We start from the raw sequence: 13,316 nt of genomic DNA, 5'->3' as shown, positions 1-13,316 counted from the left end.
AAGGAGTCGGGCCGATGGGAGCTGCGGGTTACGCGTTCCCCGCGGAGACGCGAGTTCGGAGTGTTCGCGGGGGTGGGGACCGGAGGGCGGAGGAACGCATGGCCGTACGCGAGATCGGCATCGTCATGAATGGCGTTACCGGCCGGATGGGCTACAACCAGCACCTGGTGCGGTCGATCCTGGCGATTCGCGCACAGGGCGGCGTGGTGATGGCCGATGGCACCCGGGTCGTCCCGGATCCCATCCTGGTCGGGCGTTCGGAGCAGAAGCTGCGTGACATCGCCGACCGGCACGACCTCACCCGCTGGACGACCGATCTCGACACCGCGCTCAGCGACTCGTCGGCGTTGATCTACTTCGACGCCCAGGCCACTCGGCTGCGCGAGAAGTCCGTTCTGGCGGCGATCGCGGCCGGCAAGCACATCTACTGCGAGAAGCCGATCGCGGACTCCCTCCTCGGCTCCCTCGAACTCGCCCGCGCCGCCCGGGATGCCGGCGCCCGCAACGGTGTCGTGATGGACAAGGTGTTCCTTCCCGGTCTGCGCAAACTCCGCCGGCTCGTCGACAGCGGTTTCTTCGGCCGGATCCTCTCGATCCGCGGCGAGTTCGGCTACTGGGTGTTCGAGGGCGACTGGCAGCCGGCGCAGCGGCCGAGCTGGAACTACCGCGCCGAAGAGGGCGGCGGCATCACCCTCGACATGTTCTGCCACTGGAACTACGTCCTCGAAGACATCGCCGGCCCGGTCAAGGCGGTCACGGCCCGTTCGGTGACCCACATTCCCCGCCGTTGGGACGAGCAGGGCAAGCCGTACGACGGAACCGCCGACGATGCCGCCTACGCGATCTTCGAGCTGGAGGGCGGGGTCATCGCGCAGCTCAACTCGTCGTGGTGCGTACGTGTCTACCGCGACGAACTCGTGGAGTTCCAGGTCGACGGCACCGAGGGCAGCGCGGTCGCCGGGTTGCGCAACTGCCGGATCCAGCACCGTGCCACGACTCCGAAGGCGGTGTGGAACCCGGACCTGCCGGCCACGGAGCAGTTCCGGGACCAGTGGCAGATCGTTCCCGACAACGCCGAGTTCGACAACGGCTTCAAGTCCGAATGGGAACAGTTCCTCCGGCACTGCTTCGACGACACACCGTTCGCCTATGACTTCCTGGCCGCCGCGCGCGGCGTGCAACTAGCCGAGCTCGGCCGCCGGTCCTCCGACGAGGGTCGCCGGATCGAGCTACCAGAGGTGGGCCTGTGACCTCGGCAGCCGCCGGAGCAGTGTCGGTCGCCCTGCCCCGGGCGGACGGATCGCTCGAGGCCTATCGTCTTGCCGAGCCGCGCAGCTGGCAGCGTCCGGAGCGTCCCTTCACGAGCCGGATCGCGTACGCAGCCGCTCACGTCGTGGCTGATCCGCTGGCCGACAACGCACCCGGCGCGCCGGCCCGACTCGACTGGGAGGCGACGCTTGCGTACCGCCGGCACCTGTGGTCCTACGGTCTCGGCGTCGCGGACGCGATGGACACCGCCCAGCGGGGCATGGGTCTCACCTGGGACACCGCCGCCGAGCTGATCCGGCGCAGTGCCGGCGAGGCCACCGCCCAGGGCGGCCTGCTCGCGTGCGGCGTCGGAACCGACCAGCTGCCGTGGCCGGCACCTGCCGAGGTCAGCCTCGACACCGTGATCGGTGCGTACGAAGAACAACTCGCGGTGGTCGAGGGCGCCGGTGCCCACCCGATCCTGATGGCCAGCCGGCACCTCGCGGCGACGGCGCGGGGCGTTGAGGACTACGCGAAGGTCTATGCACGACTGCTCGGCCAGACGACGACGCCGGCGATCCTGCACTGGCTGGGGCCGATGTTCGATCCGGCGCTCGAGGGTTACTGGGGCGCGGTCGACGTCGACGAGGCCACCGACGCGTTCGTCGCGATCGTGCGTGAGCACGCCGCCCGAATCGATGGTGTCAAGGTCTCCTTGCTGGATGAGAATCACGAAGTACGGCTGCGATCCGCGCTGCCCGGGGGCGTACATCTCTACACCGGCGACGACTTCAACTATCCGGCGTTGATCAGGTCCGGATCCGATGCCCTGTTGGGGATCTTCGACGCCATCGCACCTGCGGCGGCCACGGCGCTGGCGGCTCTGGACCGCGGTGATGCAGAAGCCTATGACGAGGCGTTCGCGGGGACGGTGCCCCTGTCGCGGCACCTGTTCAGTGCGCCGACGTACTACTACAAGACCGGAATCTGCTTCCTGGCCTGGCTTTCCGGGCATCAGAGGGGGTTCTCGATGGTCGGTGGGATGCAGAGTGCGCGCAGCGTTCTCCATCTGGTGAAGGCGTTCCGGCTCGCGGACCAGGCCGGTCTTCTGCCGGATCCGGACCTGGCGTGCGTGCGGATGCGGGAGTTCCTCACGGTGCACGGAGCCGGCTCGTGAGTGCCACGCCGACGCCGGCAGAACGCACCGCCGATCCGCGACTCGCGCGGCTCTCGCTCAACCAGAAGACCGCGAACCGTTGGAGTGTGGCCGAAGCGGTCGACGGTTGCGTACGCGCCGGGATCCCGGCGATCGGCCTGTGGCGCGAGCCGGTGCAGGACACGGGGCTCGACCACGCCGCCAAGCTCGTTCGGGATGCCGGGCTCCGGGTGTCGTCGCTGTGCCGTGGCGGTTTCCTCACCGCCGCCGACCCGGTGGAACGTCAACGTGCTCTTGACGACAACCGGCGGGCGATCGACGAGGCGGCGACGCTCGGCGCACCGTGTGTGGTCCTGGTCGTCGGCGGGTTGCCGGAGGGCTCGCGGGACCTGCCGGGCGCCCGGGCGCGGGTGGCCGATGCCGTTGCGGAGTTGGCGCCGTACGCCGGTGAGCATGGCGTACGCCTGGCACTGGAGCCGCTGCATCCGATGTACTGCGCGGACCGTGCCGTGCTGTCGACGCTCGGACAGGCGCTCGACCTCGCCGAGAAGTTCCCGCTCGACCGGGTGGGCGTGGTCGTCGACACGTTCCACGTCTGGTGGGATCCGACCGTCTGGGCGCAGATCAGCCGGGCGCGGCTGCGGATCGCGTCGTTCCAGGTCTGCGACTTCAACCTGCCGATCCCGTCCGACGCGTTGCTGGCGCGCGGCATGATGGGCGACGGCGTGATCGAACACCGGCCGTTCCGGGTCGCGGTCGACGAGGCGGGCTACACCGGCGACATCGAGGTGGAGATCTTCAACGCCGACATCTGGGCGGCCGATCCCGATGAGGTGGTCGCGACGATGGTCCAGCGCTACATCGACCTCGTTCTCTGAGCGACCCGCGGTACCGGGCCCCCTCAGGTGGCTTTGAGGACGCCGAGCAGCCGGGTCACCTCGCGGGCGACGGCCGCGCGCCCGGGTGCGAGGTACTTCCGGGTGTCGACGACGCTCGGGTTCGCCGCGAGGTAGTCCCGTACCGCCGCCGTGAACGCCTGGTTCAGCGCCGTCGCGATGTTCACCTTCGTCATCCCGGCCTCGACGGCGTGGGTGAGGTCGGCCTCGGGTACCCCGGACGAGCCGTGGAGCACGAGCGGCACAGGTACGACCCGGCGGTGCGCGGTGATCAGGTCGAAGTCGAGTGAGGCGGTCTTCTCCAGCATCGCGTGGGACGTGCCGACGGCGATCGCCAGCGCGTCGACGCCCGTCGCCTCGACGTAGGCGGCGGCCTCGTCCGGATCGGTCCGGGCCCCGGGCGCGTGCACGCCGTCCTTGCCGCCGACCTCACCCAGCTCCGCCTCCACGAAGACCTCCCGCTCGTGGCAACGCGCCGTGACCTCGCGGGTTGCGGCCACATTGTCGTCGTAGGAAAGGACCGACGCGTCGAACATCACCGAACCGAAGCCCAACGTCACCGCCTCCCGCACCAGCTCCGGATCGGTCGCGTGGTCGAGGTGGACGGCGACCGGGACGGAGGCCTCCCTGGCCACCGCGAGCGTCGCGAGGGCGAGGGGTTCGAGTCCGCGGTGGTACTTCACGGCGTTCTCGCTGATCTGCAGGATCACCGGAGCGCCCGCGTGTTCGGCACCGGCGACGAGGGCCTCGGCGTGTTCGAGCTGGATGACGTTGAACGCACCGACGCCGCGGCCGGTCTCGGCGGCATTGCGGACGATCTCACCGGTGGGTGTCAGCGGCATGTGCGGCTTCTCCTTCGCAAAGTCCGTGCCAGGCTCTTCAGCGGGCAGCGCCCGGTTCGCCGGTCACCCAGCAACCGCGCCGCATCACGGCGACGACCGTGAGGTCCGCGTCGAGGACGACCAGATCCGCCAGCAGTCCCGCCTCGAGGGCGCCCCGGTCGGCGAGCCCGAACACTCGCGCCGGAGTCGTCGCCGCGACCCGCGCGGCCTGTTCCAGCGACAGCCCGACGTCGTGGACGGCGAAGCGGAACGCCCCGCCCATCGTCAGCGTGCTTCCCGCGATCGAGTCGCCGCCGGCCAAGCGTGCCACGCCCGCCTTGACCTCGACGGACTGCTCACCGAGGCCGTAAACGCCGTCGCCCATCCCGGCGGCCGACATCGCGTCGGTGACGAGAGACACCCGGTCGACGCCCGCGGACCGCACGGCGAGTCCGATGGCGGCCGGGTGCAGATGGATGCCGTCGGCGATGAGCTCGACCGTCACCCGGGAGTCCTCGAGCAGGGCGCCGACCGGCCCGGGCGTGCGGTGGTGCAGCGGTGGCATGCCGTTGAACAGGTGCGTACCGACCGTCGCCCCGCGGTCGACGGCCGCGAGGACGGTGGCGTAGTCGGCGTCGCTGTGCCCGACGGCGGCGACCGCGCCCGCGTCGACGATCTGGCGTACGGCATCGAGCCCGCCGGGGAGCTCCGGCGCCACCGTCACCATGGTCACGCCCCCGCGGCCTAGCCGCAGCAGGTGGGCGACCTCCTCGCGCGCGGGTGGACGGAGGACCGCCGGATTGTGCGCACCCCGGCGGGCGGTGCTGAGCCACGGCCCTTCGAGGTGGATGCCGGCGAGGAGGTCGTCGCTCACGAGGTCCGCCAGCCCGGCGACCTGGCGGTGAAGCTCGTCCGCGGTCGTGGAGATGAGACTCGCGAACGTCGTTGTCGTGCCGTGCGCGCGGTGGAAGCCGACGACCGTCGCCGTGTCCTCCGGGGTCGCCGAGAGGTACGACGCACCTCCGCCGCCGTGGACGTGGGTGTCGACGAAGCCGGGTACGACGATCCGGCCGGACAGGTCCAGGTCCACCGCCGTCGGCGCGACCCCGGAGCCCACTGACGTCAGACGGTCACCTGTCACCTCGACCCAGCCGGGATCGAGGACACCGGCGGGAGTCACGACCCGCGCGTTGGCCAGCACCGTCACGGCGTCGCATCCTTTCCCACGTCTCCCACGTCTCCCGCGTCGCTGTCGGGACCTGCATTGTCCCCGGTGAGCCGCCAGGCGAGCAGCGCGGCTCCCAGGCACCCGGCCTGGTCCCCGAGCGCCGCCCGGGCGATCCGGGGCCGGCGCTGGAACGTCAACCGCTTGTCGAGTTGCGCCTCCAGCGGCGCGAGGAGAAGGTCCTCCGCCTCGGCGAGTCCGCCACCCACGACGACGACCTCCGGTCCCAGCAGGGTGACGGCCGTGTGCAGGACCGTGACAAGCGCCGAGACCGCCTCGTCCCAGACCACGCGGGCCACCGGGTCTCCACTGCGTACGGCCGCTGCCACCCCGGCGGCGCCCGCCACCTCGACTCCGGCGCGGGCGGTGTACCGGCGGGCGACCGCCGCCGCGGAGGCCACCCGTTCCAGGCAGCCACGGCCGCCGCAGCCGCAGGGATCGCCGTCGGGTTCGACGACGATGTGCCCGATCTCGCCGGCATACCCACCCGCGACGATCGGTCGGCCGTCGACGATGCAGCTGGCGGCGATGCCCGTCCCGAGCGCGACGAAGAGGACGTCGCGCGAGCCGGCCCCGGCTCCGAGAACGCTCTCGGCGAGCCCACCGGCGCGTACGTCATGACCCAGTGCCACCGGCAACCCCAGGCGCTCCCGCAGCAACGTCGCCAGCGGGGCGTCACGCCAGCCGACGTTGGCCGCGACCACGGCGACACCGGCGGCTTCGTCGACGATCCCGGGAACGACGAGTCCGGCCGCGGACGGAGCCGCGAGCCCCGCTCCGTGGGCTTGCCCCGACAGTGTTTCGAACGCCGTACCGATCTGGTCGACGACCGCGTCCGGACCCGCTTCGACCGGCGTCGGAAACGACCGGCGGAACCGGACGGTACGCCGGGAGTCGACCAGCGCGCCCTTCATCGTCGTACCCCCGACATCGAGGGCGACCACGCACCTGGTCACGAAATGCCGGCTCCGCTGGCAGGGGACAGGACGACGGAGAAGCTGAGGTTGCGAGGGCGGTCGGGGTCGAGCGACTTGGCGGCGCCGATCTCGACCGCGAGCCGCTGGATCCGGATCAGCTCGGCAACCGGGTCGCTCTGTGGTTCGGACACGACGAGCGCGCCGAGTTTGCGGATCTCCTCCACGAGGCCAGCCGGAGGAGCGCCGAGGAACCACACGACCGACGACGTGTCGGTGATGCTGATCGGCCCGTGCCGGTACTCCATGGCGGGGTAGGCCTCGGTCCACGACAGCGACGCCTCGCGCATCTTCAGCGCCGCCTCGTTGGCGAGGCCGATGGTCCAACCGGTGCCGAGGAAGGTGAACTGCCGGCGTTCGACGGCGCCGGCCGGGAGCGGGGCGGCGACGGTGGTCTCCGCGTCGGCGATCGCCCCCTCGAGGTCGATGCCGAGGTGCGCGCGCAGCAGGGTCAGCGCCGACGTCGCGAAGCGGGTCTGCACGACGGCGTGTTCCTCGGCGAAGTTCAGGACGACGGTCTCGTCGGCGAGATCCACCATCGGCGCCACTGGATCAGCGGTGAGGGCGACGGTGGGGACGTTCCCGCGGAGCCTCGTCAACTGGCTCAGGACCTCGGTCGTGGTGCCCGAGCGGGAGAGCGCGACCACCCGGTCGTAGCGGCGTCCCTGCGGGAACTCGGTGGCGGCGTACGCATCGGTCTCGCCGTGGCCGGCGGCCTCACGCAGGGCGGCGTACGACTGACCGATGAACAACGAGGTGCCGCACCCGAGAATCGCGACCCGCTCGCCGGGACGGGGGAGCATGGTCCCGGTTTTGTCGGCGAGCATGACGGCCTGTCGCCAGCAGTCGGGCTGGCTGGCGATCTCGTCGGTCACAAACGGCATGAGCACCCCAAAGCTCGAGTTTTTCGGCTCGCCCGAGCATAGGGCATCAGCTCGCTCGTTTGTGCATGTTAGGGACGATAAGCGATCAGTGTTGTGCAGATTTGTCGCGGAGTGTAGATGATCCCGCGTCGGTGACACTGTCAGTGGCGATCAACTGCCAGTATTTGCTGGACGAAAGAATCGACACGAGATTCGAAACGGGGGCCTGACGTGTCGACGCCTGGGCGCCGGGGATGTGCCGCTTCGTGGGGAAACCCACGCGTTTGTGTCGTGGTTCCGAAACTATCTGCAGCTTCCTGCGCGCCTCCGGGCGCGTCTACGCACCTTATGATCGGTTGCCCGGAAATACGCGCAGTTTCAGGCATGGGGCGGTGACCATGAACCGTTACGAACGGTTGAATGCGATTCTTGAACTGGTCGCCGAACGCAGCCAGATCGACGTCGAAACTCTCGCGGAGGAACTCGACGTCTCGACGGCGACCATTCGCCGCGACCTCGATCATCTGGCGCAGCAACAGTTCCTCACCCGCACCCGTGGCGGTGCGGTCGCGCACAGCGTCGCCTACGATCTGCCGCTGCGCTACAAGACCGCGCGCCTCGCCAGCGAGAAACAACGCATCGGCAAGGCCGCCGCAGACCTCGTGACCGCCGGGATGGTGATCGGGATCAACGGTGGTACGACCGCGACCGAGGTGGCCCGCGCCATCGCCACCCGCAGCGACCTGCGCTCGCCCAACGGCGGCCGCCGCGCCGTCACGATCGTCACCAACGCCGTCAACATCGCCAACGAGCTCACCGTCCGGCCGCACGTCAAGATCGTCGTGACCGGAGGCGTCGCCCGCCCGCAGTCCTACGAACTCGCCGGGCCGCTCGCGACCCACATCCTCGAAGGGGTCAGCCTCGACATGGCGATCCTCGGCGCGGACGGGATCAGCCCGGAGCACGGCGCGAGCGCCCATCACGAGGGCGAGGCCATGATCAACCAGTTGATGGCGGCCCGCTCCCGCCAGGTCGTGGTCGTCGCCGACAGCTCCAAGATCGGTGCGCAGGCGTTCGCCAGGATCCGGCGTACGGAGGAGATCGATCTGCTGATCACCGACTTCGGCGGACCCGAGGAGTCGATCCGGCTGTTCGAGGAAGCCGGCGTCAAGGTGATGCGGGTCTGACGGAACGCCGGTCTGACGGAACGCCGGTCTGACGGAACGCCGGTCTGACGGAACGCCGGTCTGACGGATGCCCGTCTGACGGTCCTGCCAGGCTTGCCCCAAGACCGCGGCTGGCTCCTCGGTGACCGGCAACCCCGCTTGTGCGAATGTGACGCGGATGTGAACGGCACTCTTCGCACTTGTCACGTCCGCCGGACATGCCGCCAATGGTTCGGCCGACACAGGAATCCGCCGCAATACCTCGTTGTCAGATGGGCGGCTCCCGCGTACGGTCGGGCGTACACGGGAAAGGAGGTGGTCCAGCGCATGCATAGCTCTGGGACTCGTGAGGTGGCTGTCCGCTAGCCGCCGTTCCATTTGAGGACCGACTGCCGACTACCGGCGCGTCCCGATGGCACCGTGTTCATACCCGCACCCTGGTGGGCGGGTTCCCTTATGTCAGGGGACCCGGAACAACGAGTGCCGGACGGCGGCCGGCGAAACCAAGGCAGCCACCCGACCCGCGGGCGCTGGAACTAGTCCCCCCAGCACACAAAGCCCGCGGGTCGCCTCATGCCCGGATTCTTCTTACCCGCATGGGGTTCCGAGATCCGGTCGTACGCAGATCTCACGGGGCCAGGCGCTCGATCCGCCAGCCGCCGCCGGAACTCTCCCGCCGGTACCGCACCCGATCATGAAGCCGGCCCTGGCGTCCCTGCCAGAACTCGTAGGACTCGGGTCGGATGCGGTGGCCGCCCCAGAAGTCCGGCAGGGGGATCTCTGTTCCTTCCGGCCAGCGCGCCTCGAGGTTGGCGTACTCCCGGTCGAGGGTCGCCCGATCAGGGACCACGCTGGACTGCCGGCTCGCCCACGCTCCGAGCTGGCTGTCGCGCGGCCGGGACGCGAAGTAGCGGGCGGACTCGTCCCGGCTCACGATGCTGGTCGTACCGCTGACCCGGACCTGCCGCTGAATGGCGTGCCACGGGAAGACGAGCGCGGCGCGCGGGTTGGTCGTGAGGTCGGCGGCCTTGGCCGACTCGAGGTTGGTGTAGAAGGCGAAGCCGCGTTCGTCGAGACCCTTGAGCAGGACGGTCCGCGCGGACGGGATGCCGTCGGCGGTCGCGGTCGCGAGCACCATGGCGTTGGGTTCGGCGATGTCGGCTTCGACCGCGTCGGCGAGCCACTGCTGGAACTGTACGAGCGGGTCGGACGCCAGGTCGGCTTCGTTCAGTGGCCGGTCGGCGTACCGGCGGCGCATCGCGGCCAGTGGCGACTCACTGCCTGATCCCTGTTCCACGAGCCACGACCCTAGCGCGACCCGTTCGGGTGATCATGAAACGTCGCCGAGCGCCATGTCCGGACCCCTTGGTGATCAGGCACCGGACGGGGGCGGGGCACCGGGAGCGATGGAGCCGCCTGAGACAATGAACGCTCGTTTCTTCCGTTCCGAGAGGTGGCTCGTGACCGACGCAGTTGATCGCATCGTGATCCCCGCTGACCTGAAGCCGGCTGATGGCCGGTTCGGCTCGGGACCGTCGAAGGTCCGTCCCGAGGCGGTGGACGCCCTGTCCGCGGCGGCGACCTCCCTGCTCGGCACGTCCCACCGCCAGGCACCGGTCAAGCAGCTCGTCCGCCGGATCCGCGAAGGGGTCGGCGCGCTGTTCGGGCTGCCCGACGGCTACGAGGTCGTGCTCGGCAACGGCGGGACGACCGCGTTCTGGGACATCGCGGCGCACAACCTGCTGCGCTCGCGAACCCAGCTGCTCTCCCATGGCGAGTTCGGGTCGAAGTTCGCGGCCGTGGTGTCGGGCGCACCGTTCCTCGACACCCCCACGATCGTCAGGACCGAGCCGGGGACACTGCCGACGCCCTACGCCGAAGAGGGTGTCGACGCGTACGCCTGGCCGCACAACGAGACGTCGACGGGCGTGATGTCACCCGTCCACCGGGTCGATGGCGCCGCCGATGACGCCTTGCTGCTCATCGACGCGACGTCGGGGGCGGGGGGCCTGCCGGTCGACATCGCCGCGACGGACGCGTACTACTTCGCGCCGCAGAAGTGCTTCGCCGCCGACGGCGGACTCTGGGTCGCCGTCCTGTCGCCGCGGGCGCTGGCCAGGGTCGACGAGATCGCCGCCTCCGGCCGCTACGTCCCGACGTTCCTGGACCTGCCGACGGCGATCGACAACTCCCGCAAGGACCAGACGTACAACACGCCTGCCGTGGCGACGCTGATCCTGTTCGCCGAGCAGCTGGACTGGTTGCTGGCGCTCGGCGGGCTGGAGGGCGCGGTCGATCGTACGTCCGACTCGTCGAGCCGGCTCTACACCTGGGCGGAGAAGTCGGAGTATGCGACGCCGTTCGTCGCCGACCCCGATGCCCGCTCGCTCGTGGTGGGGACCGTCGACTTCGAGGCGGCAGTCGACGCGGCGGCGATCGCGAAGGTCCTCCGCGCCAACGGCATCGTCGACGTCGAGCCCTACCGCAAGCTCGGCCGCAACCAGCTGCGGGTGGGGATGTTCCCGGCGGTGGACCCGGCCGATGTGGAGGCGTTGACGGTCTGCATCGACCACGTGGTCGAACGCCTCGGCTGAGCTCAACGGGCGGAGGCCTACCGGCTCAACCGGGCGCTCACCGAGTGAACGTCGGTGCTGGGGCAGGTGCTCCCCATGTGCCGCCCGCGCCGGCGTCGAGTTCGCCTCGGTGGTTGTCACCCAGGCGACGATCTGGTTGTCCGGCAACCTGGGCGGCGGCGGTCTCGGGTGTCCCGGCCACGAGGCCGGCAGTGACCACGACGATGGCGGCGGCAAGGGAGAAGCGGCGACGAGGGTGCCGGTTCGTGCTGATCCGCCGCACCCGGCTCCGTCGATGCTTGGGGGACCCTGTCTGGTGGCGACGCATTGTTACCCTCCCCGCCCCCGGCAAGCGCCGGAATGCACACCACCGCGCAAGGCGAGAGGTGTTGCTGATGCCGATCTGTTCCCTATGTCAGGTATGACCAAGAGTAGTTAATCACGTACGAAACGTAAAACGATCGCCCGATCCCCCTCGGGGCTTTCCCCCGTCAGGAACCGCGTCGTCCGGCGACAACCGTGAACGCACCAGATCCGGGTCCTGCTGTCGCCTTCAGCGTGAGGTCAGGAGTCGGACGGTGAAGGCGTCGGCTGTCGGCGCGGTCTCGATGTGGTCGCACATCCGCCGGGCGAGCCACAGTCCGTGGCCGGGAGCCATCCGCCGGTCCTCGAGAGGCACATAGCCCGCGAGCGGATCGTCGAATCCGCCACCGTGGTCGACGACCGTGCTGAGGAGTTGGTCATGGGCGGCCCAGAGGCGCACCTCGACCGGTGGTCGGCCGTGCACGAGGGCGTTGCTCGCGACCTCGCTGAGGGCGTGGACGAAACCCTCGACCTGTCGCTCCGGGAACGTCGTACTCGCCAGGGCGGTCCCGTAGGCGACGCGGCGTAGCTCGGCCAGGTCGGTGAGGTCGTCCGTGGAGAAGCTGGGAGTGGTCTGTTCCAGCACATGTGGACCGATCGACGGCAGCTGCCGGAGGAACTCCGCTGGTTCGACGTAGTGCGGGTTGGCGGTGCGTTCCCGATCGGGCGTGACGACATGGGGATGGGTGAGCCTCGCGAGCTGGAGTACCCCTTCGGGTTGGCGTTCGATGTGGTAGAGGCACACGTTCCACAGCGGATAGTTCGCGAGTGCCAGGTTGGCGACCGCCTCCCAGGTGCTCCACCAGGCCCACTCCCTCGGTGTCGCGCCGAAGTTGATCTCGCCCATCAGCCGGATCCGCCGGGCACCGGACCGGAGTTCGCGGCGGAACACGGCCGCCGACTGGGCGATCGCCTCGGCTGGACGGCCGGCAGTGCCGACGCGGGGGACGACCTGGAGGCGTGGGTGGTCGCCGAGCGCCCCGGTCAGCAGCCTGTTGTGGTGCGTACGGCAGGCAAGGATGACGGACTCGTCGTGGTCAAGAGCCTCGGACAGGAAGGGCAACGCCACCGGCAGCAGTTCGTCGTCGGAGCTGTAGAAGAGGATGTCGTGGACATATCCTCCCGATCCTGGCTCCACCATCACGCCGCTCCGCTCAGCTCGAAATGTTCGATCTCGTCGATACCGAGCACGCGCAGGAACCACTCGGTGTCACCGGTCGGTGCCCTGAGCATGACCCGCCCGCCCGCGTCCCGAAAATCGGCGGTGCCCTCCACCAAGGCGCGGGCGGCCGCGACTCCCATGAAGTTCACCGAACTCAGGTTGACCACCAGGCGCTCTGATGCGCTGGCGGAAACGACCTTCAGCAGGAGTGTCAGCAACGTGTCGTTGGTGACGTCGAGTTCGCCGGCGACGACCATTCGGCCGGCATCCATCCCGGTGATCAGATGCGCTGTTCGGATCTCACCGGCGTGCAGTTTGACGGCAATCTCCAAGACGGACGCATCCAGAATGTTCGCGCGATATTGACACAACGCCGAGAACGGATAATGGCGACAATGATCGTCGAGCATCTTCTCGAGATCTGCTTGGGCGCCGTCGAGGACATCGCCGACCGGGGGAGAGTCGACGGATATTCGGGCGGCGCGATAACCCTCTGCCAATGCCTTTTCGATGATCTCCCGCGTTCGACCGGGACGACCGAGATCCTGCGGTGACTCAATGCTCAGCTGGCCGTCGTCGAGCGCGGCGGACACGTCGATCCCCTGCTCTGTCAGGGTTTCGGCGATGTCCGGCGGAAGGGACATCTCGACCTGGCCGTAGATGACCTTCTCGCCCTGGACGAGACCATGGCGGATCCAGGCGACCAGGAAGGTCTTCCGCTCTGGCTCTGTCCTGTGCAGGAGCAGGAGATGGCCATCCCAGCCGAGAGCGCCCTGCGGTTCGTCATCCAGCACCACGGCGACCACGCAAGTGGAAAGCGAGTGCCTGTTATTGCTCAGGCGACGTACTCACTCTACCCGCGGCGATCG

At 69.2% G+C, this 13,316-nt stretch carries 13 protein-coding genes; 5 read left to right on the top strand and 8 right to left on the bottom strand.

Annotation, left to right across the window (positions count from 1 at the left end):
* Positions 1 to 14: 14 nt before the first annotated feature.
* Genes ABNF93_RS20180 through ABNF93_RS20170 form a run of 3 tightly spaced genes read left to right on the top strand, consistent with a single transcriptional unit; the run spans position 15 to position 3,282 of the window.
* Positions 15 to 1,250, top strand: coding sequence for a Gfo/Idh/MocA family protein (locus ABNF93_RS20180; RefSeq protein WP_349329656.1), 1,236 nt, complete (start codon positions 15 to 17; stop codon positions 1,248 to 1,250).
* Positions 1,247 to 2,425 (top strand): dihydrodipicolinate synthase family protein, encoded by a 1,179-nt coding sequence (locus ABNF93_RS20175; protein WP_349329655.1) that lies wholly within the window; start codon positions 1,247 to 1,249, stop codon positions 2,423 to 2,425. Before ABNF93_RS20180 ends, ABNF93_RS20175 begins: the two co-directional genes overlap by 4 nt.
* Positions 2,422 to 3,282: a sugar phosphate isomerase/epimerase family protein gene (locus ABNF93_RS20170; protein WP_349329654.1), complete on the top strand. Its 861-nt coding sequence runs from the start codon at positions 2,422 to 2,424 to the stop codon at positions 3,280 to 3,282. The genes ABNF93_RS20175 and ABNF93_RS20170 overlap by 4 nt, the downstream gene beginning before the upstream one ends.
* A 23-nt stretch (positions 3,283 to 3,305) precedes the next feature.
* Here ABNF93_RS20170 and ABNF93_RS20165 read toward each other — a convergent pair whose 3' ends face one another.
* The 4 genes from ABNF93_RS20165 to ABNF93_RS20150 are packed head-to-tail and all read right to left on the bottom strand — an operon-like array spanning position 3,306 to position 7,204.
* Complete coding sequence (locus ABNF93_RS20165) at positions 3,306 to 4,142, bottom strand: class II fructose-bisphosphate aldolase (protein ID WP_349329653.1); 837 nt, start codon at positions 4,140 to 4,142, stop codon at positions 3,306 to 3,308.
* Between the two features lie 37 nt (positions 4,143 to 4,179).
* Positions 4,180 to 5,328: an N-acetylglucosamine-6-phosphate deacetylase gene (gene nagA / locus ABNF93_RS20160; protein WP_349329652.1), complete on the bottom strand. Its 1,149-nt coding sequence runs from the start codon at positions 5,326 to 5,328 to the stop codon at positions 4,180 to 4,182.
* Positions 5,325 to 6,302: an ROK family protein gene (locus ABNF93_RS20155; protein ID WP_349329651.1), complete on the bottom strand. Its 978-nt coding sequence runs from the start codon at positions 6,300 to 6,302 to the stop codon at positions 5,325 to 5,327. The genes nagA and ABNF93_RS20155 overlap by 4 nt, the downstream gene beginning before the upstream one ends.
* Positions 6,299 to 7,204 carry an SIS domain-containing protein gene (locus ABNF93_RS20150; protein ID WP_349329650.1) on the bottom strand — a complete coding sequence of 302 codons (906 nt, stop codon included), beginning with the start codon at positions 7,202 to 7,204 and terminating at the stop codon, positions 6,299 to 6,301. The genes ABNF93_RS20155 and ABNF93_RS20150 overlap by 4 nt, the downstream gene beginning before the upstream one ends.
* Before the next feature lie 377 nt (positions 7,205 to 7,581).
* Here ABNF93_RS20150 and ABNF93_RS20145 point away from each other — a divergent pair, with 377 nt between their 5' ends.
* Positions 7,582 to 8,370, top strand: a complete 789-nt coding sequence (locus tag ABNF93_RS20145) for a DeoR/GlpR family DNA-binding transcription regulator (protein ID WP_349329741.1) — start codon at positions 7,582 to 7,584, stop codon at positions 8,368 to 8,370.
* Between the two features lie 607 nt (positions 8,371 to 8,977).
* On the opposite strand, the gene pdxH is transcribed toward ABNF93_RS20145, so the two are convergent.
* Positions 8,978 to 9,646: a pyridoxamine 5'-phosphate oxidase gene (gene pdxH / locus ABNF93_RS20140; RefSeq protein WP_349329649.1), complete on the bottom strand. Its 669-nt coding sequence runs from the start codon at positions 9,644 to 9,646 to the stop codon at positions 8,978 to 8,980.
* A gap of 163 nt (positions 9,647 to 9,809) precedes the next feature.
* Between pdxH and serC the strand changes: the two genes are divergently transcribed.
* Positions 9,810 to 10,943 carry a phosphoserine transaminase gene (serC, locus tag ABNF93_RS20135; RefSeq protein WP_349329648.1) on the top strand — a complete coding sequence of 378 codons (1,134 nt, stop codon included), beginning with the start codon at positions 9,810 to 9,812 and terminating at the stop codon, positions 10,941 to 10,943.
* A 37-nt stretch (positions 10,944 to 10,980) separates the two neighbouring features.
* Here serC and ABNF93_RS20130 read toward each other — a convergent pair whose 3' ends face one another.
* The 3 genes from ABNF93_RS20130 to ABNF93_RS20120 form a co-directional block, all read right to left on the bottom strand.
* Complete coding sequence (locus tag ABNF93_RS20130) at positions 10,981 to 11,205, bottom strand: hypothetical protein (protein WP_349329647.1); 225 nt, start codon at positions 11,203 to 11,205, stop codon at positions 10,981 to 10,983.
* A 270-nt stretch (positions 11,206 to 11,475) separates the two neighbouring features.
* The gene (locus ABNF93_RS20125; protein WP_349329646.1) at positions 11,476 to 12,426 is read right to left on the bottom strand and encodes an anti-sigma factor RsbA family regulatory protein; all 951 of its coding nucleotides are present in this window, start codon (positions 12,424 to 12,426) and stop codon (positions 11,476 to 11,478) included.
* Positions 12,426 to 13,253, bottom strand: coding sequence for an MEDS domain-containing protein (locus ABNF93_RS20120; protein ID WP_349329645.1), 828 nt, complete (start codon positions 13,251 to 13,253; stop codon positions 12,426 to 12,428). Before ABNF93_RS20120 ends, ABNF93_RS20125 begins: the two co-directional genes overlap by 1 nt.
* Positions 13,254 to 13,316 lie beyond the last annotated feature (63 nt).

It is taken from the genome of Actinopolymorpha sp. B9G3, assembly GCF_040120725.1.
Taxonomy (GTDB): Bacteria; Actinomycetota; Actinomycetes; order Propionibacteriales; family Actinopolymorphaceae; genus Thermasporomyces.
Note: the sequence above shows the minus strand (reverse complement) of the source record. Positions and strands in the feature narration are given on the sequence as shown.